Source organism: Nostoc sp. KVJ3, assembly GCF_026127265.1.
Taxonomy (GTDB): Bacteria; Cyanobacteriota; Cyanobacteriia; order Cyanobacteriales; family Nostocaceae; genus Nostoc.
Genome location: NZ_WWFG01000002.1, coordinates 1,968,366 through 1,990,443, shown reverse-complemented (window position 1 = coordinate 1,990,443; position 22,078 = coordinate 1,968,366). Strand labels below are relative to the sequence as shown.

16 protein-coding genes and 1 pseudogene are annotated in these 22,078 nt (G+C 42.5%); 12 read left to right on the top strand and 5 right to left on the bottom strand.

The window, feature by feature from the left end; all coding sequences use genetic code 11:
* Positions 1-195 precede the first annotated feature (195 nt).
* Positions 196-1,964: pseudogene (locus GTQ43_RS24555) on the top strand (pentapeptide repeat-containing protein).
* A 285-nt stretch (positions 1,965-2,249) separates the two neighbouring features.
* Here GTQ43_RS24555 and GTQ43_RS24550 read toward each other — a convergent pair.
* Positions 2,250-2,897 carry a pentapeptide repeat-containing protein gene (locus GTQ43_RS24550; RefSeq protein ID WP_265275321.1) on the bottom strand — a complete coding sequence of 216 codons (648 nt, stop codon included), beginning with the start codon at positions 2,895-2,897 and terminating at the stop codon, positions 2,250-2,252.
* 81 nt (positions 2,898-2,978) lie between these two features.
* Positions 2,979-3,473 (bottom strand): hypothetical protein, encoded by a 495-nt coding sequence (locus tag GTQ43_RS24545; protein ID WP_265275320.1) that lies wholly within the window; start codon positions 3,471-3,473, stop codon positions 2,979-2,981.
* A gap of 628 nt (positions 3,474-4,101) precedes the next feature.
* Here GTQ43_RS24545 and aroF point away from each other — a divergent pair.
* The 4 genes from aroF (at position 4,102) to GTQ43_RS24525 (ending at position 8,158) form a co-directional block, all read left to right on the top strand.
* Positions 4,102-4,971 (top strand): 3-deoxy-7-phosphoheptulonate synthase, encoded by an 870-nt coding sequence (aroF, locus tag GTQ43_RS24540; protein ID WP_265275319.1) that lies wholly within the window; start codon positions 4,102-4,104, stop codon positions 4,969-4,971.
* A gap of 132 nt (positions 4,972-5,103) precedes the next feature.
* Positions 5,104-6,048 (top strand): fatty acid desaturase, encoded by a 945-nt coding sequence (locus GTQ43_RS24535; protein WP_265275318.1) that lies wholly within the window; start codon positions 5,104-5,106, stop codon positions 6,046-6,048.
* Between the two features lie 77 nt (positions 6,049-6,125).
* Positions 6,126-7,400: a bifunctional sterol desaturase/short chain dehydrogenase gene (locus tag GTQ43_RS24530; RefSeq protein ID WP_265275317.1), complete on the top strand. Its 1,275-nt coding sequence runs from the start codon at positions 6,126-6,128 to the stop codon at positions 7,398-7,400.
* Positions 7,401-7,723: 323 nt separating this feature from the next.
* A complete protein-coding gene (locus GTQ43_RS24525; RefSeq protein ID WP_265275316.1) occupies positions 7,724-8,158 on the top strand; it encodes a hypothetical protein in 435 nt (144 codons plus the stop codon).
* A gap of 245 nt (positions 8,159-8,403) precedes the next feature.
* On the opposite strand, the gene GTQ43_RS24520 is transcribed toward GTQ43_RS24525, so the two are convergent.
* Entirely contained in the window at positions 8,404-9,312 is a 909-nt protein-coding gene (locus tag GTQ43_RS24520; RefSeq protein ID WP_414859135.1) for a polysaccharide deacetylase family protein, read from the bottom strand.
* Between the two features lie 474 nt (positions 9,313-9,786).
* On the opposite strand from GTQ43_RS24520, the gene GTQ43_RS24515 reads away from it, so the two are divergent.
* Together GTQ43_RS24515 and GTQ43_RS24510 are read left to right on the top strand one after the other, a co-directional pair.
* Entirely contained in the window at positions 9,787-10,818 is a 1,032-nt protein-coding gene (locus GTQ43_RS24515; protein WP_414859155.1) for a serine hydrolase, read from the top strand.
* Positions 10,819-10,865: 47 nt separating this feature from the next.
* Positions 10,866-12,053: a DUF2252 domain-containing protein gene (locus GTQ43_RS24510; protein ID WP_265275314.1), complete on the top strand. Its 1,188-nt coding sequence runs from the start codon at positions 10,866-10,868 to the stop codon at positions 12,051-12,053.
* 22 nt (positions 12,054-12,075) lie between these two features.
* Here the strand turns inward: GTQ43_RS24510 and GTQ43_RS24505 are convergent, their stop codons facing one another.
* Entirely contained in the window at positions 12,076-13,674 is a 1,599-nt protein-coding gene (locus tag GTQ43_RS24505) for a serine/threonine protein kinase (RefSeq protein ID WP_265275313.1), read from the bottom strand.
* 311 nt (positions 13,675-13,985) lie between these two features.
* On the opposite strand from GTQ43_RS24505, the gene GTQ43_RS24500 reads away from it, so the two are divergent.
* From GTQ43_RS24500 to GTQ43_RS24490, 3 genes are all read left to right on the top strand, one after another.
* Complete coding sequence (locus GTQ43_RS24500; RefSeq protein WP_265275312.1) at positions 13,986-15,179, top strand: NAD(P)/FAD-dependent oxidoreductase; 1,194 nt, start codon at positions 13,986-13,988, stop codon at positions 15,177-15,179.
* A gap of 357 nt (positions 15,180-15,536) precedes the next feature.
* The gene (locus GTQ43_RS24495; RefSeq protein WP_265275311.1) at positions 15,537-16,184 is read left to right on the top strand and encodes an HAD-IA family hydrolase; all 648 of its coding nucleotides are present in this window, start codon (positions 15,537-15,539) and stop codon (positions 16,182-16,184) included.
* 447 nt (positions 16,185-16,631) lie between these two features.
* Positions 16,632-17,492 carry a Tab2/Atab2 family RNA-binding protein gene (locus GTQ43_RS24490; RefSeq protein ID WP_265275310.1) on the top strand — a complete coding sequence of 287 codons (861 nt, stop codon included), beginning with the start codon at positions 16,632-16,634 and terminating at the stop codon, positions 17,490-17,492.
* 91 nt (positions 17,493-17,583) lie between these two features.
* Here the strand turns inward: GTQ43_RS24490 and GTQ43_RS24485 are convergent, their stop codons facing one another.
* Positions 17,584-17,751 (bottom strand): hypothetical protein, encoded by a 168-nt coding sequence (locus GTQ43_RS24485; protein ID WP_265275309.1) that lies wholly within the window; start codon positions 17,749-17,751, stop codon positions 17,584-17,586.
* On the opposite strand from GTQ43_RS24485, the gene GTQ43_RS24480 reads away from it, so the two are divergent.
* On the top strand, positions 17,750-19,063 hold the full coding sequence (locus GTQ43_RS24480) for a TldD/PmbA family protein (protein WP_265275308.1): 1,314 nt from the start codon (positions 17,750-17,752) through the stop codon (positions 19,061-19,063). The genes GTQ43_RS24485 and GTQ43_RS24480 overlap by 2 nt on opposite strands.
* Before the next feature lie 383 nt (positions 19,064-19,446).
* Positions 19,447-22,065 carry a chloride channel protein gene (locus GTQ43_RS24475; protein WP_265275306.1) on the top strand — a complete coding sequence of 873 codons (2,619 nt, stop codon included), beginning with the start codon at positions 19,447-19,449 and terminating at the stop codon, positions 22,063-22,065.
* The last annotated feature ends 13 nt before the right edge of the window (positions 22,066-22,078 follow it).

Here is a 22,078-nt window from a genome sequence, read left to right as displayed (position 1 = left end):
CTCCGCTCGTAATGACTGTAAATATTTTTGTGCAACTACTTATAACCCTTTGTAGACATCGCCAACTCATGATTATTTATAATATAGTATTCATTTATACTATGGATTTTTAGCAATGAAAAGCAAACTAGCAAAGAAAAGTTTTTAGTTCAAGATGATTAAAACTGTAATTAAAATGTAACAACAGGCACAAAAATGTCAACATATTTGTCTCAAGTTTGGCAACTGCTGAGAAATTATGTGAGGGATATAAGGTTACAAGAGATGTCAAAGACAACATCTATGGAAACTGAAGCAGTTTTACCTCAAGAAAAAAGTATTAAAGAACTAGATAAAAATGTTAAATTTGCTCAAGATAATTTGCAGGAAGATGTATGGTCTCAAAGGCTGCAAGAAAGCTTAGAAAAATGGACAATATTAAGAAGCGGTTTGACTTCTAAGATAGGCGATCGCGCATTGGGGACTCTACCATCAGAGTTTTCTTTGAGAATGAGCGATCGCCAGATGCATGAAGAGATTTATGATTTACTGGGCAATGGGGCGCTGAAACCAGAAATAGTCAACCAAGTGATGGAATTGGTGATGACTGGTCAAAAAATTCACCCAGAACTACTTTTTTGGCGACTAGAAGGTTTTTATCGTCGCTGGTGTCAAGGAGAATTTATCGATGGGACACTAGATGATAACCTACCTCAGAAAGCAAGGTCAAAGTTGGCGGCACAAAATATTGCTATCGGGCTGAGACAGTTAGACATATATACAGGGCTGAACGTACTGATTTTACTGCTAGAGTTACACCGCTATGCTCAACAGCGAGATGAACTCAAACAAAAATCACTTTCTATCCATCTGCTCAACCAGACACAGACAATTTTTTCACATCCCAACTCCTGCGAATCATCAACTATAGCGATGCCTTGGAAATTGGTAATTTTAGCAGTATAGTCGGGCAATTTCTCAAAGGCGGTAACTTTACAGGTGCTTACCTGGGCGATGCCAATCTCACCGGAACAGACTTTAGCGGTGCTAACCTCAGCCGTGCTTACCTGGGTGATGCCAACTTAACTGGGGTAAACTTCACCGGTGCTAACCTTAGCGGTGCTAACCTCGGTGATGCCAATCTTAGTGGTGCCAACCTTAGTGGTGCCAACCTTAGTAGTGCTGACCTCAGCAGCACCAACCTTAGTGGCGCTAATCTCAGCTGCGCCAACCTGAGCCGCGCCGACCTCAACCGTGCCGACCTCAGCAGCACCAACCTGAGCCGCGCCGACCTGAGCCATGCTGACCTCAACCGCGCCGACCTCAGCAGTACCAATCTGAGCCATGCTGACCTCAGCAACGCCATCCTTTTTGGTGCGAATCTCAGTGAAGCCAACCTCAATAGGGTTAATCTTAACCATGCCGATCTCTGTCGCGCTGACCTCAGTGGTGCTGATTTGAGTCATGCCATCCTCAATGGTACTAACCTCAGTGACACAATTCTTTTCAGTACCAACCTAAGTGATGCCATCCTCATCGCTGCCGACCTCAGCTATGCCAAACTTAACGGTGCCAAGCTTAACGACGCAAGACTCAATGGTGCAATGTTCTTAGGTGCTGACCTCAGTGGTGTAGACCTGAGTCGGGTAACTCTCAATGAAGCTGACCTCAGTGGGGTGATTCTCAGCGATGCCGACCTAAGTGATGCTGACCTCACCGACGCTATCCTGTTCGGCACAGACCTCAGCTATGCCAACCTGAACAATGCTAACCTCAGTGGCAGTAACCTTAGTGGTGCTATCCTCAACGGTGCAAACCTCAGCCACAGTAACCTCAGCAGCGCCATTCTCGGTGGTGCAGACCTGAGCGAGGCCAATATGGAAAAAATCACCTGGGGGAAAAAGCAGCAGTGGGAAGGCGTACGGGGATTAGAGACAGCAGTTAATGTGCCGGAGGCGTTGAAAGAAGAGTTGGGATTGAAGTGAGGAGGCAATTTTAGTTAGAGTACTCCAAGGGACTTCCAAAGAAAAAATATCCCAAAACTAACGCAAAAACCTCTGTATTTCTCCTCTCTCTGTGTTCTCTGCGCCTCTGTGGTTCGTTTATTTGCATAATTTATTTCTTGGAAATCCCCAAGTAAAAAAATGCCCAATTGTCATTGCGAGCAAAGCGAAGCAATCCCAAGGGCTGTGATTGCTTCGTTTCGCTCTCTACGAGACGCTACGCGAACGCAATGACGGGTTTTGGATCATTTATTTTTTGGAACACTCTTATTGATAAATTGCCCCATCAGGCATAATAGCCCCAGCTAAATTAGTACCAATTAATTTAACTAGAAGGCGCTCACCAGAGCGAATTCGCGCTCCCGTCAAGTCAGCCCCGCGCAAGTCAGCCCCGCTGAGATCCGCTCCAATCAAATTAGCCGCGCGTAAATTAGCCTCCCGCAAATCCGCTAAAAGCAGGTTTGCCCGAAATAAATTTGCTTCAGATAAATTCGCCCCTCTGAGATTAACTTTGTGCATAAAAGTATCGCTAAGATTAGCACCACTCAAATTGGCATAACTGAGATTTCTGCCAGATAAGTCTTTATTGCTCAAATTTGCCCGACTGTAGTCTTTGCCACTTAAGTCGGAGTTTGGCTTTGGTGGTTTCTGAATTGTTGGAGATGGTGTTTGCTGTTGAGGTGGCGGTGAGTTAGATGTGGTTTGATGTTTGGTTTTTAGAGAGCGCAATTTTTCACGAGCTTCATTTATGGCTTTGAGCTTGTCTTGGGCTTTTTGCTGTAAACGGAGATTGTCTTTGGGAATACGATCGGGATGCCAAACAAAAACCAAATCTTTGTAAGCCTGGTTCACTTCCTCAAGGGTTGCCCCAGGCTCTAATTCCAAAATTCTATAGTAGTGCTCCAGATCGCTCATAAGATATTTTGGTGGACAATCAACTTAATTATCAGTGATGGAGCCGGATATTCGCTGCATCTTTTGTCACTCCTTCTTCCCTTATCTTCCCATTTCTCTATTTCTCCATCGAGCGATCGCTCTCAAATATGCTGCAACTGGAATCTGATAAACTTCAATAAAAATCCAAACAACTATTGATAAATGTGATAATAAGGTTAATATCGTCCAAATATAGGGCATCCAGGTAATAGGTTCTTGGAGATTAGCAGGAAAATAGTAAGCCACTATGCCAATTAGAGTAGTGGGAAGAATTACAAAAACGGCTGCTGCTAGTCCATAACCCCAACCCAATTCCACACCTTCTAACTGGCCTTCTGTCCAACTAAACCCATTCCAACGCCAAGTTAAGGGGGGTTGTCTAGAAGGCATCTTGATTTGCTGTAGTTCTAAGTTGACTGTAAAAATCTCTTGGCAAAAGTCACAAGCCATAGCTTCCATCAACGGCATGTGAGAAATCTTACCTATTCGACAGACTGGGCACGGGTAAGCTCCATAATAGTCGAAAGATTGGGCTAAGATTTTGGAACTGGGCATAATGAAACTGAATAATCCTAAAAAGTTGATTTCTCTGGTCTATGACGACTACAAAAGCCACCGATGAGAGTTCTCTCTAATTACCTTGATTTAAAGGATAGCTATATTTTGAATTTTTAGATTTTTCACCATTGATTTGTAAATTTACATAACTTAACAACAGGGTGCGATTTTGAATTTTGCCAAGCTTTATTATTCTTGATCCCCACAGTTTTACTGAGTCTATCGCTTTTTTACAGTTTGTGGGGGTCTTGACACCGCCAAATCTTCCTGCTAATGTTACCCTAAGTAGATATTAGTTATTTAATTTTTTCAGCAAAAGCCCCACAAATGCTTAACACAAATTCCTACTTTTATTTTTGGTTTAGGGTGGTTCATCGGGAATGAATCAAGTTTCCTCATGGAAACCACCCGATGAACCGCAGAGCGAACTCTGCGGTTTTTGTTGTTTTAAGGAGAATTTCATTGTCATGACTTATTTAACTAACTGGTTTTATGGCTTTTACTTTTGGCCGAGAGTAAGTTCCGGGTAAGTAGCGTCATGTCGATGAATCAGAACGCGCCCGGAACTCTTCAAGGTTTCGGGCTTTTTTACTGCCACTTTTTTTACTGTCAGGAGAATGAAATCATGATTAATGCCAAACTTGCTGCCCAATCTCATCCTAACCACCAGACAATTGTTAAACTTTCAGAAAAAGTCGCTTTCGGAGGCGAACAACTGGTAATTATCGGCGGGCCTTGCACCGTTGAAAGCCTAGAACAAATGGAGATAGTCGCCCAAAAGCTATCGACTGCATCGGTGCAGGGGTTGCGTGGCGGTGTCTACAAACCCCGCACATCTCCCTACGCCTTTCAAGGTATGGGTGAGTCAGGATTGGAGATATTAGCAAAGGTGCGATCGCATTACAATATGCCAGTTGTCACCGAGGTGATGTCAATTTCCCAAATTGAAGTAGTCGCCGCCCATGCTGATATGCTTCAAGTTGGTAGCCGCAATATGCAAAACTTCGACTTGCTCAAAGCTTTGGGACAAGCTGGTAAACCAATCCTGCTCAAACGTGGTTTAGCAGCGACAATTGAAGAATTCGTTATGGCTGCTGAATATATCCTCAGCCACGGGAATCCTGATGTAGTGTTGTGCGAACGCGGTATCCGCAGCTTTGATAATTACACCCGCAATGTCCTAGATTTAGCAGCAGTGGCAGCACTCAAGCAAATAACTCACCTACCTGTGATTGTAGATCCTTCCCACGCCGTAGGGAAACGGGAACTGGTAGCACCTATGGCTAGGGCTGCGATCGCTTGCGGTGCAGATGGATTAATTATTGAATGTCACCCAGAACCAGAAAAATCTGTTTCTGATGCCCGTCAAGCCCTTTCCTTGGAAGATATGGTGGATTTAGTTGATAGTTTAAAGCCTGTAGCAAAAGCCGTTGGGCGGACTATACCAGAAGTCGGGGCGGGTTTATCACCTGCCCCGATTTTTTGTGCTGCTTAAATTTCTGTTGGGGCGATCTTGAATGTCTCAGGCAAAAGATTTATTTTGGCTGAAGTCGGACTTAGGCTCAAATCGCCAAAAAGCTTAATTTCTCGAACAGGCAACTCAGCAACGCTATATAGAGTTTCAATTATGTCTGAGGAAATTATTCAATCTGAATTATTAGAACCCGAAGCTGATACGGAGCCAAATCTCTCCCAGATTCTCACTGTACAGGCGTTAAGTGTTCTAAACGATCGCTCTAACTCCAAAGGGATAATTCAACTGGCTTTGCATCTCACAATTATCGGTTGCAGTGGCTACCTGTGGTCAGCAAACTTTGGCAATTGGTCAGTAGCTATACCAGCACTGGTAATCTACGGTTTCAGTATGGCTGCGATGTTTGCACCAATGCATGAATGCGTTCACAGAACTGCTTTTGCTAACAATCGTTTGAATGATTCTGTAGCTTGGTTTTCTGGCTTGCTGTCATTTTATAACAGCACGTTTTTTCGTCGTTATCATAAGTGGCATCATCGTTACACTCGTGTTCCTGACAAAGATCCCGAACTAAGCGATCTCAAACCGAGTAATGTAGGTAAATACTTGTTGATAATTAGCGGTTTACCGTGGTGGTGGGGTAAAGTAGTCGGGCATTTTCAGGTGGCGACTGGTCAATTTAAAGATTTTCCATTTGTGCCAGAAGCCGCACGAGCTGGAGTTATCAACTCTACTCGATGGCAATTAGGTATTTATGTAAGTGCGATCGCCATCTCAATTGTAGTTGGTCAGCCTTGGTTTTTCCTCTATTGGCTGCTACCCTTAATTGTCGGTCAGCCGATTCTCCGTTTCATTCTGCTAGCAGAACATACAGGTTGCACTCTTGACGCGAATCTGCTCACAAATACGCGCACAACCCTAACGTTCTGGCCGATGCGATTTTTCATGTGGAATATGTCGTTTCATGCAGAGCATCATTTATACCCATCAATTCCGTTCCATGCCCTACCAAAAGCACATCAGCAATTGAACAAACACTTTACCCACATTGAACCTGGATATATGAAAGTCAACTGGGATATCATAACTAATTCGTAATACTGCCTCCAGCGAGAAGCAAGCTACGCAATTTGTAATTGGGCATTAAGCATTAAGAAAAACGAGTATAGACAAATATGATAAAAATGCTAGTTGAAAACTTGATTGCAATTGAGACAACATTACAAATTAATTGGGTTTGGCTCAATGTGAGCTTACAATTTGCTTGTTGGGGCCTCTTTTCACTTTTACTCGCTGAGATTTTGAGAGATAGCTACCATGCTTTGTGTCACCAAGTCAATTGGCTTGCTAAATGGCACAATAAGCACCATAGCGCCTATCGCCGGGATTTATCAATAGTTTCCCTGAAAATTTACCAAGAATCCCAACTCTATCACGACATTTTAGAATCGAGTTTACTGCTAGTGATATTGGTAGTCATTGCCTTAATTGTTCAACAAATGGGGTTATGGCTGGGAGTAGCTTATGGTTCCACCTTCTTGTATGGCGCGTCTGTACGATATTTCCAGGGAAAAATTGATACAGACTACAACCACCTCCCCGGCCCTTTAGAGACTATTCCCTCCATTTGGTGGGTGAATCGGTCTTACCATTGGCGGCATCATTTTGATGATGTCAACGCTTACTACAGTGGTGTCTTTCCCTTAGTGGATAAAATTCTTGGCACAGGACTGTCTCTCAAAGGGAAAACCATCGCTTTAACTGGAGCATCAGGAGCGTTGGGACAAGCATTAGTAGCTGAACTTGTCAAGAATAATGCTAAAGTCGTGGCATTAACTACTAATCCCGAAAAATTAATAGAACAAGTTGGGGTGAAAGTAGTTCCGTGGCAATTAGGTAATGAAGCCGAACTGAGGAATAGTTTAGAGAAAGTAGATATTTTAATTATCAACCACGGAATCAATGTCTACGCCAGCCGCACACCAGAGGCTATCAACTCCTCCTATGAGGTGAATACCTTTTCAGCATTACGGTTGATGGATATATTTTTGACAACTGTGACAGGGCCACAAGCCAAAGCAACAAAGGAAATTTGGGTAAACACTTCTGAAGCTGAGGTTTCTCCAGCCTTGAGTCCACTTTATGAACTCAGCAAGCGATCGCTAGGTGATATTGTTACTCTCAAGCGTTTGGATGGGGATTGTGTGATTCGCAAGTTAATTCTTGGCCCGTTTAAAAGTCAACTCAATCCCTATGGGGTGATGTCTGCACAGCAAGTTGCTCGTGCCATTTTGTTTTTCGCTCGGCGAGATTTCCGAAATATTATTGTGGCAATAAATCCTCTTACCTATCTGCTATTTCCCTTAAAGGAAACCAGTACGTCACTATACTATCGAGTCTTCAGCCGGACAGCGAAAAATCAACAGGATTTACGCAAAGCTGATTCCTGAAATCTATTTTGATAAATAAAACTGATTATTGGTTGGAGAAATCCGATAATACTTAATCTACGACCACGACGCAATGTGAAATACTAAAGCGATCGCCATACCAAAACGAATCACAATAAATCGACTTCTAAATAATAGGTAATCAGTTTTGCTCATTACCTATGACGATCTTCGATATTAAAGAAAAACAGATATAAATTAAACAGGACTTACGCACAATCATGAAAAAACGAACCGCAAAGGACACAAAGGAATAAGATTTTCAGAGAGTTTTTGCGTAAGTCTTATTAAAACCAAAAGCTAGTTTAATATTCTTTATCAAGATGATAGAAACCTTACTATTAGCTTCTTTTTTTGTTTCACAATTGCCAACTCCTGAACAAAAATTTCTAAATTTAAAAACCCAATTAGAAAAGAAAGGGTTTCAAGTAATAATTGAGCTACCACCAAAGCGAGGAGTATATGGTTTACTAAGAGAGGCTGACAAAAAAATTTGGATTAATCCAGTAGTATTTGAGCTACACATTGGCACTCAGACTTTAATTCATGAAGCAGTTCATGCTGCACAAGTGTGTGCGGGGAAAGGAAAAATAAAAACTCTAGGTCTAAAAATTCAGCCTAGCAATTATGCTAGACCTTTTTTTATGGGTTACACTGATGTTCACAGGCAAGATTTAGAAAGAGAAGCCTATGCAATACAAACTCAACCTAATAGCTATGACTTAACTGTATCTCTTATCCAAAAATACTGTAAATAAATTATATATAATACTATTTCATTTTATTAGGACTTACGCAAACAATATCTAAAACCCTGATTCTATGGTAGGGGCAATTCATGAATTGTCCCTACAGCGTGTCCTTTTATGTAAGTCTTATTTATTTTAAAACCTGTTTAGAGAGTTTGGAATAAGATTATCTAATCACCTGATTAAAACTCTAATTTTGCTTTAAATAGTATCAGCATTAAAAGCAATTACACAATTTCAGTCAACAAGTAGGGTTACTTTTGATTGACAATCAACTTTTGGTTTTTATCTTGAATTTCTAAGAGTTCAGGGATGGTGACAAAGCGATAGCCCTGATTGCGAAAATTGGCAATAATTTCTGGTAAAGCTTGTACAGTCTTAGAACGATTACCACCACCATCATGCATCAACACAATTCCACCAGGTCTTGCCTCTCTAAATACATTACCAATTAGTTTTGGAACAGCAGGACGAGAATAGTCTACAGAGTCAGATGACCACAAAATAATAGCGTATTTGCTATTTCTAGCGTAATCAACCACGCCATTATGCATAATTCCTCCAGGTGGTCGAAATAAATTTGTTTTTAAGCCTGTAGTTTTAAAAATTAGGTCGGCAGTGTGGTCAATTTCATAAGCGGCAGCTTGTGGATTCAAGAATTGATACCAATGATGCCAGGTGTGGTTGCCAATAACATGACCTTCCGCAATCTCCTGTTTGAGTAAGTTAGGATAATTTTTTACATTCTCTCCAATCACAAAAAATGTCCCTTTGATCTGATTTTTTTTGAGAATATCTAAGACTTCTGCTGTACTTTCAGGCCAAGGGCCATCATCAAAGGTTAAAGCAATGATTTTCTGAGGCGGAGAGAGTTTTGCCGACTCAATTATCGCACCTTGGAAACTTGATGGAACAGAGTCAGAAAAACCTTTTGCTTGTGCTTCTCCCTGCCAACTTTTTAGCATCCCAATCTTGAGTTCTTGAACTCGCTGTTGAGTTCCTACATTTGCCGCTATATTATTTACATTTAGAGTCTGTTTCAATTTAAATTGAAAAATATCTATTTTGTTCAACATGATGAAAATCAGACTAAAACTACCACATAAGATAAGCAGCCCAACTAATTTTCCTGAAGTCAAAAGACTCGGCTTATTATTAATCACGTGAAGTTCCCTTAATAGTTAAACAATCAGTCACCATACTGATCGGAAGTTAGACTTTATTATCTGCTTACCTTCAAAGAAGTATAGCTATGTATTTATGTATTGCCAAGAGTGCGATTGCTCACCACCCGAATTTGTAGGTTAAGATTTATTATGTTGATGATTCTGATGAATCACCTGTCTTAGTCAGTCCACTATTCTTGTCAGCTTATCTTGTTCATATTTAAAAAAACTGTAATTTATAGAACAGGTTTCGCTGGGTCTCAATACAATTATGTAAATAAAACACACTTTCGTCATAATCTCGTAATATTTTTATCAATTAAGTATGTAATAATCTTTTAATCATCAATCTAGATTAGCTGTTATTAATTACTAATGTACCAAATCAAGAACATAATCCAATCCAGTTCAGTTAAGTATTTCTATCTTTCTTCTCTTTGCGTTCTTGAATTATACGGGTTTTTATTAACCATTATTAGTACTTTTTTACTAACGTCGCCTAGTTTAGCAGCTAGCATAAAATCTCAAAGATTTGATTCTAATCGTAATCATTTAGAGTCAACAAAGGATTGGAAGTATTTATTAGCTGACTTTCCCAGTGGAGTCATGATACAGAAAAGTTTGATTCCTAAACTCAATCAACCAGATATCTTTACGAATGTAAATAATCCTGCTTTATTTGGTGGAATTATCCCATTAGGCAAAGAGATGCCAGAGCTAAAGTCTCAAGTGAGAGCATTAATGGCTCATTATAGTTTTCTGAAATCGGGAATGTTTTTCTTAGATATAGAAACAGGTAACTATTTGAATATTGATGGCGAAAAGGTATTTCCGGCAGCTAGTACTATTAAATATCCGATTTTGATTGCTTTATTTGAACAAGTAGATGCTGGGAAAATCAAACTTGATGAAAAGCTAGTAATGCGACGTGACTTAGTAGCAAGTGGTTCCGGTGACTTGCAGTATAAACGAGCAGGAATTAAGCTGAGTGTAATGGAAACTGTTAACAAAATGATTACAATCAGTGATAATACTGCTAGTAACATGATTATTGATCGTATAGGCGGAAAAGCAAAACTCAATCAGCGTTTCCACGCTTGGGGACTAAAAAACACAGTAATTCGCAATATGTTAGGAGACTTTAAAGGTACTAATACCACTAGTCCAGCAGATTTAGTCCGGTTGTCAGCCTTGGTCGATCAACATAAGTTGATTTCAGAAGGTAGTCAGTTCCAAGTTTTAGATATCCTGCGTCATTGTCATAATAATAAGTTACTGGCTGCTGGTGTGGGTAAAGGTGGAACTATTGCTCATAAAACTGGAGATATTGGATTTTTGGTTGGGGATGCAGGAATTATTAGTTTTCCAAATGGTAAGCATTACTTGGCAGGAATATTTGTGATTAGACCTCATGACGATGAGCGAGGAAGAGAGTTTGTCCGTCAAGTTTCTCGCTTAGTTTATCAGTATTTAGATCAACCACAATTATCGCAGAAGTATTAATTTAAGTAAGTCGGTGTGAATATTTATCATCAACAAAACCAAAAATTATGACAAACAATATAATTGAGAGAATCTATCGCTTCAACGAAGGAAGAAACCCAAAACTACTTGAATTAAAATACAAGGCAATGCGTTGTGATGTTTTTACCTTCTATCGCGGTACGTGTCATTTATTTTACGAAGACATCCCTAAAGATTTACCATTGAATATAGCTCCACCAGTGTGGATTTGTGGTGACTTGCACCTGGAAAACTTTGGTAGTTATAAAGGTGATAACCGATTAGTTTACTTTGACATGAATGATTTTGATGAAGCATGTCTTGCCCCTTGCACCTGGGATGTGGTGAGGTTTATTACGAGTATTATAGTTGGCTCTCAGACGCTGAAGGTGAATGAATCAGAAGCATTACATTTAAGTAATTCCTTTCTTGAAAGTTACGGCAATGCTTTAGCTAAAGGTAGCGCTAGAAGCGTGGAAAAAGAAACCGCTTTGGGCTTAGTTAAAGATTTATTAAGAAGTTTAAAAACCCGCCTTCGTCAAGATTTTTTAGATAAGCACACAAAGGAAAAGAAAGGTAAGCGCCACTTAATTATTGATAATAAACATATTATGGCAGCCACGGAGACAGAACAGCAAAGGATTAGAAAACTTATCTCAGCTTGGCAAAAATCTACACAAAAAGATGCAAATTTTTATCAAGTGTTAGATGTGCAACAGCGAATAGCTGGCACAGGTAGTTTAGGGTTAGAACGTTATGCAGTTTTGGTAGAAGGGAAAGGTTCTCCTGATGGCAATTATCTATTAGATTTGAAGTTAACAGAAACTTGCTCATTACAACCTTATTTAACAGTAACTCAGCCGGATTGGTCGAGTGAATCTGCACGAGTAGTAGCTATCCAAGAACGGGTACAAGGAACGCCACCTGCTCTTTTGGGGATGATAGTTGACGGCAATAAATCTTATGTTTTACGAGAGTTGCAGCCAGAAGAAGATCGGGTGAATTTACAGACGTGGGATGGGAAGCTGGAACGCTTAAAGAAGTTGATGCAGACAATGGGTGAAGTCACAGCTTGGGATCAATTACGCAGTGGTGGTAGGCAAGGTTCTGCGATCGCAGATGATTTAATCAAGTTTGCTCACTTATCTGATTGGCGTAATCAAATTATTGAGTATGCAATCAGCTACTCTCAGCAAGTAGAACTAGATTACCAAGAATTCTGTCAAAAATCTTAAACCATCATCGTTTGAAGCACTACTAATTATTGTCATCTTGTAGCTTTTCCGGTAATTTGCGATCGCTCTGGGGTTGATTATCAATCGGTGAATTTTGCTTTTCTAGTGTTGGTACTACTACAGCAGAAGGATCGGAATGTTTAGATTGTGCTGGTGCTGCTGGTGTAACTACAGAATTTGAGGGAATAACTGGCTGAGGAGAAGCAGAATTATGATTAGAAGCAGGTAAGTGATTTTGTGGCAATGGTGCGGGAGAAGCACGACGAGATGAACGGATTGCCCGGAGTTTTTCGACTAGCGAGGGTGTGGGGGAAACGCTAGGTGAAGGTGCAGATTGCTCCGAATCGCCGCGTTGTGATTCTCCTGTAAGGTTGCTAGGAGTTTCTTGTGGAGAAGAACGACGATTACGCCGTCGTTGCTTGGAATTATAAACAGGTGCTGATTCGGTTCTGGTGTTAATCTCTGCACCATTCTCCAAGCTAGGTGCTTTTGCGGCTGGTTGTTGAGTCGGCTGTTCAAAAAGCGGTTTTGTGGTTGGCTGCGGCTGAGATTTGGGTAAAATGCTAGTGATACCAAAACCTGCGGTAGCAGCAATCAAGGCTACACCCACACCAATGAGGATTTGAGACGATCCCGCCGTTTTTTTTGCCAAGAGATTTTCTTTAGCAATTTCTGGGTTAGGCTGCGCCAAGGGAGATGATTGATAAAGACGATTTTGGGCAGTTTTCCCCAGCACAGTTGCAGCTTGTTGAGCAGATAAATTGACAGTTGGCACTGCATAAGTTGCTAAGGCTTGGGGTGTCATATTTGCCTCATTTCCGGGTAACAGTTGTAACCATTCGGCAACTGTCGCTGGTCGAAAACGAGATTCGACAGCCATACCGCGCATGACTGCCTGGTTGACAGCAGCACTTAAGTGTGGTTGCAATTCGCGGGGGGAAGGCATTTGTTCGCGATCGCGCAATAATGCTGGCATCGGAACTTGTGCTGTCAACAGCGCATACAAGGTTGCGGCTAAACCATAAACATCTGTGGCGGGTGTGCGTGGCGCTTGCGTCAAGTACTGTTCAATTGGAGAATAACCTTCAGAAACAAGACCCGTGTGAGTCTGCCTCACATTGCCATTAAATTCCCTGGCAATGCCAAAATCAATTAGTATTACTTCCTGTGTTCCTTGACGAAGAATAATATTATCTGGTTTGACATCGCGGTGCAGCAAACCATTGTTGTGTACTACCTGTAAAGCTGCTCCAATTTGCCGGATATAATGAATTGCTGTAGTCTCAGGCAAAGTTATCGCTGGTAATACAAATGCGTCTCCCAAGGTTTCGCCACGAATGTATTCCATCACCATGTAAGGCAATCCATCTTCCACAAAAAAGTCACTAACTCGGACTATATTGGGGTGAATACACGTAGCTAACCGTCTGGCTTCATCTTGGAATTGGCGCTCAAATTTCGTAAAATCAGGATGTTGTCGCAGCCGTTCATTGATGGTTTTCATCACCACCTCCCGATCCAAGTAGTGATGGGTAGCTTTAAACGTAATGCCAAAGCCACCCCGCCCTATTTCTTGAATTAGGGTATATTTTCCATCTTGCAAAATTGTGCCTGCTAACATAGAGAGTCCTGAGTCCTGAGTGAGCAGATAAATAGCGAGTCCTAAGTCTTGAGAGATTCCTGAAAAATTTTCCCATATTTTATATAGGATAGGGCTTTCACCTGTCTATCCTATGGGATGATTTTGTTGTTGAAACTCCTGAAGCGAGAAAAACCTCCCCGCGATCGCAACAGTTTTATCTTTTTCAGATGATAACGCGGGAGTAGAGAAATTCTGAAGCCGGAAATTGAAGGGTTTTCAAATCTCATAAACTTTCAGTTACCCTGAAGTTAGTTGCCTAGCTAGTATTGATCCTCCTATAGATAAAATCGATGACTCAAGAAACTTCTAGAATTTGTATCCTTGGTGGAGGCTTTGGTGGTCTTTACACAGCCTTACGCTTAAGCCAGTTACCTTGGGAATCTACGCAAAAACCCGAAATTGTTCTGGTAGATCAAAGCGATCGCTTCCTATTCTCCCCTTTACTTTACGAATTACTTACTGGCGAACTGCAAACCTGGGAAATTGCCCCACCTTTTGAAGAACTTTTACAAGGCACTGGGGTGCGTTTTTATCAAGGCGTTGTGTCTGGAATTGACATCGACCAGCAACGGGTAAACATAGAGGAAGGGCCCCAAATCCCTTACGATCGCTTAGTGCTGGCGCTAGGAGGTGAAACACCACTAGATTTAGTCCCCGGTGCGACAGCCTACGGCTACCCATTCCGCACCATATCTGATGTCTATCGTTTAGAAGAACGCCTCCGATTTTTAGAAGAATCCGATGCTGATAAAATTCGGGTGGCAATTATTGGCGCTGGCTACAGTGGTGTTGAGTTAGCCTGTAAGTTAGCCGATAGACTCGGTGAAAGAGGACGTTTTCGCATCGTTGAAATCGCCGATCAAATTTTGCGAACTTCCCCAGAGTTTAATCGGGAAGCAGCAAAAAAAGCAATAGAAGCCCGTGGTATATTTATCGATTTAGAAACCAAAGTTGAGTCAATAGAGCAAAATAGCATCTCTCTAGAGTACAAAAACCAGTTAGATACGATTCCCGTAGATTTGGTAATTTGGACTGTGGGAAATAAGGTTGCGCCCGTAGTGCAATCTCTTCCCCTGAAGCAAAACCAGCGTGGTCAAATCATCACTACATCCAATCTACAAGTCATCGATCGTCCAGAAATCTTTGCTTTGGGAGATTTAGCAGACTCTCATGATGTTGAAGGACAGCAAGTCCCAGCCACGGCACAAGCGGCTTTTCAACAAGCTGATTATACTGCTTGGAATATCTGGGCAAGTCTCACTAATCGTCCCCTCCTTCCTTTCCACTACCAACAATTAGGAGAAATGATGACATTGGGCAAAGACAATGCCACCCTTACTGGTTTAGGAATTAAACTAGATGGGCCCTTGGCATCCGTCGCTCGTCGCATGGCTTATTTATATAGATTACCAACTTTAGACCATCAACTCAAAGTTGGTTTTAATTGGTTAGTGCGTCCAATCATAGAAAGTTTATCTCGGTAAGCTGTAGGGGCAATTTATGAATTGCCCCTACCTTAATCAAGCGTAGCCTCACACAGAATCCGTATAAGTAAGTCGGCACAATAAAACCAAACTGTGTAAAGAAAAGTAAACAAGGCTCAAACTCTCTTTCCCCCTGCTCCCTGCCCCCTGCCTTATCCCAACGATAATTATTTACGCCGACCTACTTAAGCTGGTGAGAATCAATTAAGGTTAGGCATTGAGTGTTAGTAAAGAAGCAAGACATTTATGATGATTTGCTTCATTTCTGCCAACCTACTTAGGAGATGCTAGACTCTACCCACAGAAGCTTTTAACAAGCCAAAATCTAAAATTCCACATTCAAAACTTCAAACTTTGATGGAACAACCGAAAGTTATTTTTTTAGATGCTGTGGGAACACTCTTCGATGTTAAAGGCAGTGTGGGTAAAGTTTATAGTCAGATCGCCGAGGAATTTGGTGTGACAGTTCCAGCCGAAACATTGAATACAGCTTTCATCAAAAGCTTTAAAGCCGCGCCACCACCGATATTTCCAGATGCAGAACTGCAAGATATTCCTCAGCGCGAGTTTGATTGGTGGCGGATAATTGCCCTGAACACTTTTGAAAATGCAGGAGTTCTCAAGGAATTTTCCGACTTCTCGGCTTTTTTTAGCGAACTTTACATCCACTTCGGTACTGGCGAACCGTGGTTTGTCTATCCCGATGTTTTACCAGCTTTAATCAACTGGCGGCGGTTGGGAGTTACTTTAGGGGTGCTGTCAAATTTTGATTCGCGGATTTATTCAGTATTACAAAGTTTGGGATTGAGAGAGTTTTTTACCTCCGTTACCATTTCTACCCAGGTACGTGCAGCTAAACCCGATCCTCAAATTTTTGCTATTGCCTTAGATAAACATAAATGTTCCCCGGAGGCGGCATGGCATATTGGCGATAGCATTGTTGAAGATTACTACGCGGCTAAAGCAGCTGGACTCAGAGGCGTTTGGATCAACCGGGGGAATTGAGGAAGATACTTTGATAGTTTTTAGGGTTTTTTAGTTCATGCTATTTTTGTGACATATTATTTTGCATAACTTTTTAACTCCTAAAAAGGCACAGAGTCCACAGCCTAGCGTCAGGGACATAAAATCTCTAATTTTCAGATGCTTTGTATTTGTATTTATCAGGACTTACGCAAAATCATGAAAAAACGAACCGCAAAGGACGCAAAGGACACAAAGAAATAAGAGTGTCAGAGAGTTTTTGCATAAGTCTTATATAAATAGGACTCATATTTGATTTTTGAAATATACGTAGGGTGTGTTAGCCAGAGGCATAACGCACCATCCGAAGGCTTTGGTGCGTTACGCTCAAAGACTCATTTATCCCAATGCCCAATGCCCAATGCTGCACTAAGACTCGTATGATCGAGATATCAGGAAAACATAACAGCCAGATTTTTACCGCAAAACATGGGCAGCATTTGGGAAATCGATTTTTACTCTCGTCCGATTTTGGACGATAATCAGAAAAAAATTTGGGAAGTCTTAGTCTGCGAAAGCCCCTTGGATATCGGCACAAAACCAGATTCTTTGTTTCGCTACGCTCAATATTGTCCCAGTACTCAGGTAAATTCGGGCTGGTTGCGGACAGCATTGCAAGAGGCTATTAATCAAGCAGGAAAAGCACCAATTAAAATCCGCTTTTTCCGTCGCCAAATGAACAATATGATTACTAAAGCTTGCCAAGATATAGGCATTCCCGCCCAGCCTAGTCGCCGCACTTTGGTTCTCAACCAATGGTTAGAAGAGCGCATGGAGGAAGTGTATCCTCAAGAACCAGGGTATCAAAAGGGGACTAATCCCTCAGTCCGCTTGGAGAAACCTTTGCCGCAACGTTTACCGGATGCTTTGGAAGGACAGCAGTGGGTATTTGTTACCTTAGATGCTGCGGATTTTGCAGAGATGCCAGAGTGGGAAATTGGCTTTGGTGAAGCTTTTCCCTTAGAGTTGGCGAAAGTTTCACCAGAAGCCCGGATTCCTGGTATGTTAATTTTCTCACCGAGAGCATTGCCCTTGGCTGGCTGGATGTCTGGTTTGGAGTTGGCTTTCTTAAGATTTGACACCAGCGAAGAGGCGAGATTGCTTTTAGAAACTGGTGTAAATGAAAGCTGGATTGTGGCAAATATCACAAAACCTCAAGTCTTAGCAGAGGCTAAAGGTTTTGAGGAAGCGAAGCAAAAAGCTAACGGAGTGCATTTCATTGGTGTACAGTCAGATCCAAAAGCAGAATCTTTTGCTGGTTTTTGGCTGTTACAAGAAGTTAATCTTTGAAGATGGGCATGGGGCATTGGGGTTTTGACTCATGACAAATGACAAGATCCGTTGAGACATGACAATGATTTGGGATAATTAACTGCGTCCATCAGTGTTGATTTGCGGTTTCAAATGGTAACTGTAAGGAAACGCTGATGATTTTTGGATAGTTATCTGCGTCCATTGACAGAAAGTCCGATCGCTGGCTTTTAGCGATCGCCCTTTCTCCAACTTGCGTTGATATGCGGTTCAAAATCCACAATTCACTAAGGATCATGGGTTCTGAAAATTTGTCACAAGATACACTAGCAGAACAGCTGCTGGAACTAGCCATAAAATCTGGAGCCGAAGCAGCTGAGGTGTATCAGTCGCGATCGCTTTCTCGTCCAGTGTTTTTTGAGGCAAACCGACTCAAACAGCTAGAAACCAACCAATCTGAAGGTACAGCACTACGACTTTGGCAAAACGGCCGTCCGGGACTTACGGTGGCTTACGGTTCTGTCACAGCCGAAGTAATGGTGGAAAAAGCTCTGGCACTAAGTCAACTGAATCAACCAGAATCAGTTGAATTAGGCTCTAACTTTCAGCCTTTCTACCCAGATTTAGGGGAAAGCGTACCGGTAGAGATTTTGGTAGAGTGGGGCAAAGAAGCGATCGCACTCATCCGCGATGCCTATCCCGATGTTGTGTGCAATGGTGACTGGGAATGTGATATTGAAACCACTAGACTGGTCAACACTAAAGGTTTAGATTGTTACTATACTGATACTACCCTCAGCTGCTATGTATCGGCAGAATGGGTGCGGGGCGATGATTTTTTAAGTGTTTCAGATGGTCAAACCAAGCGAGGAAAACTCCACCCGAAAATATTAGCTAACCAAATTTTACAACGGTTAATTTGGGCTAGAGAAAATGTCTCACCTCCTAATGGTCGTGTGCCGATTTTGTTCACTTCTAAAGCTGCTGATATGCTTTGGGGGACTGTACAAGCAGCTTTGAACGGGAAGCTCGTCTTAGAATTAGCTTCTCCTTGGGCAGAACATCTGGGCAACCAAGTAGTTGCACCCAGTCTCACCCTCTACCAAGATCCCCAAGCTGGCCCTTACAGTTGCCCTTTTGATGATGAAGGCACTCCGACTAAATCTTTAGTATTTATCGAAAATGGTACTTTACAGCATTTCTATGGCGATCGCACCACCGGTCGCCAACTGGGTACTGACACCACTGGAAACGGTTTTCGCCCTGGTTTAGGTAGCTATCCCACCCCTGGATTATTTAATTTTCTGATCCAGCCAGGTTCGACATCACTACCAAATTTAATTCAACAACTAGATGATGGCTTAATTGTGGATCAAATGCTGGGTGGTGATGGCAGTATTTCGGGAGATTTTTCGATCAATGTTGATTTAGGCTACCGCGTCCAAAATGGTCACGTAATTGGACGCGTTAAGGATACTATGGTTGCAGGTAATGTCTACACAGCCCTAAAACAATTGGTTACACTCGGCAATGATGGTGATTGGAATGGTTCTTGTTATACTCCATCTCTGATAGTAGAAGGGCTATCCACCACGGGGAGAAGCAATTAAATAATTCGTAAATCGTAATTTGTAGTTCGTAGTTCGTAATTTATGGAAGTGAGGGTCAATAAGTAATCTTGGTGCTTCAATTCTATACAGCACAGCGTAAATAAACCACCCTTATGAAATGTCTAAAACCCTTACCAATTAAGAATTACGTGAAGCAGCTTTAACCCAATAACACAATATCTTGGATATTAGGGACATCCAAAAATTAAATTGCTCAATTCCTGCATCCAATAATACCACTATCTGATTTCTTCTCCCCTGCTCCCCTACTCCCCCTGCTCCCCCTGCTCCCCCCGCTCCCCCTGCTCCCCTGCTCCCCCTGCTCCCCTACTCCCCTACTCCCCCCACTCCCCCTGCTCCCCCTTTTTATTTGGAAGTCCCTTATGTGGTATCTATCCATCCTCCAACACTTTCGCCGACTGCTGCGGCCACAACGTCGTTTAGCAATCTTTGAAGCTTGTTTGATTGGGTTAGTTTCAGCCCTGGCAGCAGTCTTACTAAAGTCGGGGGTAGGATGGCTCGGTGCATGGCGTGTGCAGACATCCTTCCTACTACCAGCTTGGTTTGTGCTACCTGGTGTTGGACTCAGCTTTGGATTCCTCGCCGGCTGGCTGGTGGAGCGTGTAGCACCAGAAACTTCTGGAAGCGGCATTCCTCAAGTCAAGGCAGTGCTGGCCAATGTCCCAATTGCTCTAGATTTACGGGTTGCCTTGGTCAAGTTAGTAGGTGGGATTCTGGCATTGGGTTCTGGGCTAGCTTTAGGGCGAGAAGGGCCAACAGTTCAGGTCAGCGCAGCCTTAGCATCTCAACTCAGTCGGTGGTTTCCAACTTCGCCAGACCATCGCCGCCAGTTGATTGCTGCGGGTGCAGGAGCCGGATTAGCGGCTGCTTTCAATACGCCGATCGCAGGTGTATTATTTGTAGTAGAAGAACTTCTACAAGATTTCTCTGGTTTTACTCTGGGGACTGCAATTCTCGCCTCTTTTATCGGTGCAGTTGTCTCGCGCGTCTTAGGTGGTCGCAGTCTGGATCTAAATCTGGCATTAACTGCTTCCAAAACCAACTTTTTTGTTCAAGATATTCCTTTTTATTTGGTTTTGGGGATTTTGGCTGGGTTGCTGGGAGCGCTCTTCAATCGAGGCATTATTAGCAGTTTAACCGTTTACCGCCGCTCTCTACGTTTTGGATTACCGGCTCGTGTGGGACTTGCTGGGCTAGTATCTGGGGTAATTGTGGCCATGTTACCACTAGCATTTCGAGATAATACGGGATTGCGGGAAATTTTGATTACGGGTGAGGCTAGCTGGTCAATAGCTGCGATCGCCTTTCTCTCCCAGTTCATCCTAGTGTTGGTAGCTTATGGCTCTGGTGTGCCAGGAGGATTATTCGCTCCCGCTTTAACTTTAGGGGCTGCCCTTGGCTACTTGGTGGGTATAGGAGAACACAGTGTACTGCTGCCTCTGGGGATAGAGAGTGGATTACCAATTACCTTTGCTTTGGCAGGAATGGGCGCATTTTTCACAGCAGTGGCCAGAGTCCCAATTACGGGGATCATAATTGTGTTTGAAATGACTACAGATTTCAACCTAGTATTGCCCTTAATGATTGGCTCTGTAACATCCTATCTAGTCGCCGAAAAGCTAGTACCAGGATCGCTATACGACAAACTTTTAGAGTGGAATGGCATCACGATCAAAAAAGAATCTTCTCCAGAGGGGATAATGACAAGCTTAACGGCCAAAGATGTGATGCAGCAACAGGTAGAAACTCTGGATGCAGAGATGCCTTTGGATGAAGCAATGCAAGCTTTTGCCCGTTCCCACCATCGCGGCTTCCCGGTGTTAGAAGATAGCAAGCTGGTGGGGATTGTGACGCAATCAGATTTGCTGAAAATTCGCGATCGCAATTTAGGCAATGATATTTATTTAAAAGAAATAATGACTCCTGTCCCGATGACAGTAACACCGATCCACACCTTGAGGAATGTGCTGTATTTACTCGATCGTTATCAAATCAGCCGCTTACCAGTGGTCGATGGACGGAAACTGATCGGAATTATTACCCGTGGAGATATAATTCGGGCAGAAGCAGACCATCTTAATTGTGACAATGGCACTCCTGGAATCCGGCCACAACCTTCTTATGTAGTTTACCAAACGCGATCGCCCAGCACTGGCAGAGGTAGATTATTAGTACCAGTAGCTAATCCCGAAACAGCAGCTATTTTATTACAAATGGCAGCAGCCATTGCCCGCGATCGCCATTATGAAATAGATTGCGTGCAAGTGATGCTGATACCCCGCCACAGTTCCCCATCAGAAACAGAGGTAAGAACGGCAAAAAGTCGCCGCTTGCTACGACAGGCGGAAGTCTTAGCCAAAAAATGGCAAATTCCCCTGCACACACAGATTCGAGTTACCCACGATGTCGCCCAAGCAATTTTGGAGACAATCAACGAACAACATATCGACCTGATTTTAATGGGATGGAAAGGTAACACATCTACCCCTGGTCGGATTTTTGGCAACGTTGTAGATACCGTAATTCGCCAAGCTAGCTGCGAAGTGATTTTGGTAAAATTAGGCACTCCCCAGCCTTCCTTCAATCGCTGGCTAGTCCCAATGGCTGGTGGCCCAAATTCCCCTCTAGCGATTAAGTTGTTACCAGCTTTAATTACCTTGGGGAAGGATCCGCAAATTCGCCTGACACAGGTGTTCAAGACATCAGAACTCAAGCCAGATATGTCAGTTTCAGAACAAGCCATCCGCCATTTAATGCGTCGGCGCAAATTGTCTAGTACTGTAGTTGCTCTTCCAGTCCAAGCTAATTCAGTTGCAGAAGGTGTAATTAACCTAGTGAAAACCGAGGGTTATGATGTTGTAATTTTAGGAGCTTCCCGCGAGGGATTGTTGCAGCAAGCGATTCAAGGTAATATTCCCGAAGCGATCGCCTCTGGTGTAGAAAGTACAGTGATTTTGGTCAGGGGTGCAATTAATAATTGACTTCCCAATCTTT

What these genes read in the sequence shown, in the direction of transcription:
- aroF (WP_265275319.1), top strand. Translation starts at nt 4,102, where the DNA reads ATGATTAATGCCAAACTTGCTGCCCAATCTCATCCTAACCACCAGACA.
- GTQ43_RS24510 (WP_265275314.1), top strand. Translation starts at nt 10,866, where the DNA reads ATGACAAACAATATAATTGAGAGAATCTATCGCTTCAACGAAGGAAGA.
- GTQ43_RS24535 (WP_265275318.1), top strand. Translation starts at nt 5,104, where the DNA reads ATGTCTGAGGAAATTATTCAATCTGAATTATTAGAACCCGAAGCTGAT.
- GTQ43_RS24545 (WP_265275320.1), bottom strand. Translation starts at nt 3,473, where the DNA reads ATGCCCAGTTCCAAAATCTTAGCCCAATCTTTCGACTATTATGGAGCT.
- GTQ43_RS24490 (WP_265275310.1), top strand. Translation starts at nt 16,632, where the DNA reads ATGGGCAGCATTTGGGAAATCGATTTTTACTCTCGTCCGATTTTGGAC.
- GTQ43_RS24530 (WP_265275317.1), top strand. Translation starts at nt 6,126, where the DNA reads ATGATAAAAATGCTAGTTGAAAACTTGATTGCAATTGAGACAACATTA.
- GTQ43_RS24495 (WP_265275311.1), top strand. Translation starts at nt 15,537, where the DNA reads ATGGAACAACCGAAAGTTATTTTTTTAGATGCTGTGGGAACACTCTTC.
- GTQ43_RS24525 (WP_265275316.1), top strand. Translation starts at nt 7,724, where the DNA reads ATGATAGAAACCTTACTATTAGCTTCTTTTTTTGTTTCACAATTGCCA.
- GTQ43_RS24505 (WP_265275313.1), bottom strand. Translation starts at nt 13,674, where the DNA reads ATGTTAGCAGGCACAATTTTGCAAGATGGAAAATATACCCTAATTCAA.
- GTQ43_RS24500 (WP_265275312.1), top strand. Translation starts at nt 13,986, where the DNA reads ATGACTCAAGAAACTTCTAGAATTTGTATCCTTGGTGGAGGCTTTGGT.
- GTQ43_RS24480 (WP_265275308.1), top strand. Translation starts at nt 17,750, where the DNA reads ATGGGTTCTGAAAATTTGTCACAAGATACACTAGCAGAACAGCTGCTG.
- GTQ43_RS24485 (WP_265275309.1), bottom strand. Translation starts at nt 17,751, where the DNA reads ATGATCCTTAGTGAATTGTGGATTTTGAACCGCATATCAACGCAAGTT.
- GTQ43_RS24475 (WP_265275306.1), top strand. Translation starts at nt 19,447, where the DNA reads ATGTGGTATCTATCCATCCTCCAACACTTTCGCCGACTGCTGCGGCCA.
- GTQ43_RS24550 (WP_265275321.1), bottom strand. Translation starts at nt 2,897, where the DNA reads ATGAGCGATCTGGAGCACTACTATAGAATTTTGGAATTAGAGCCTGGG.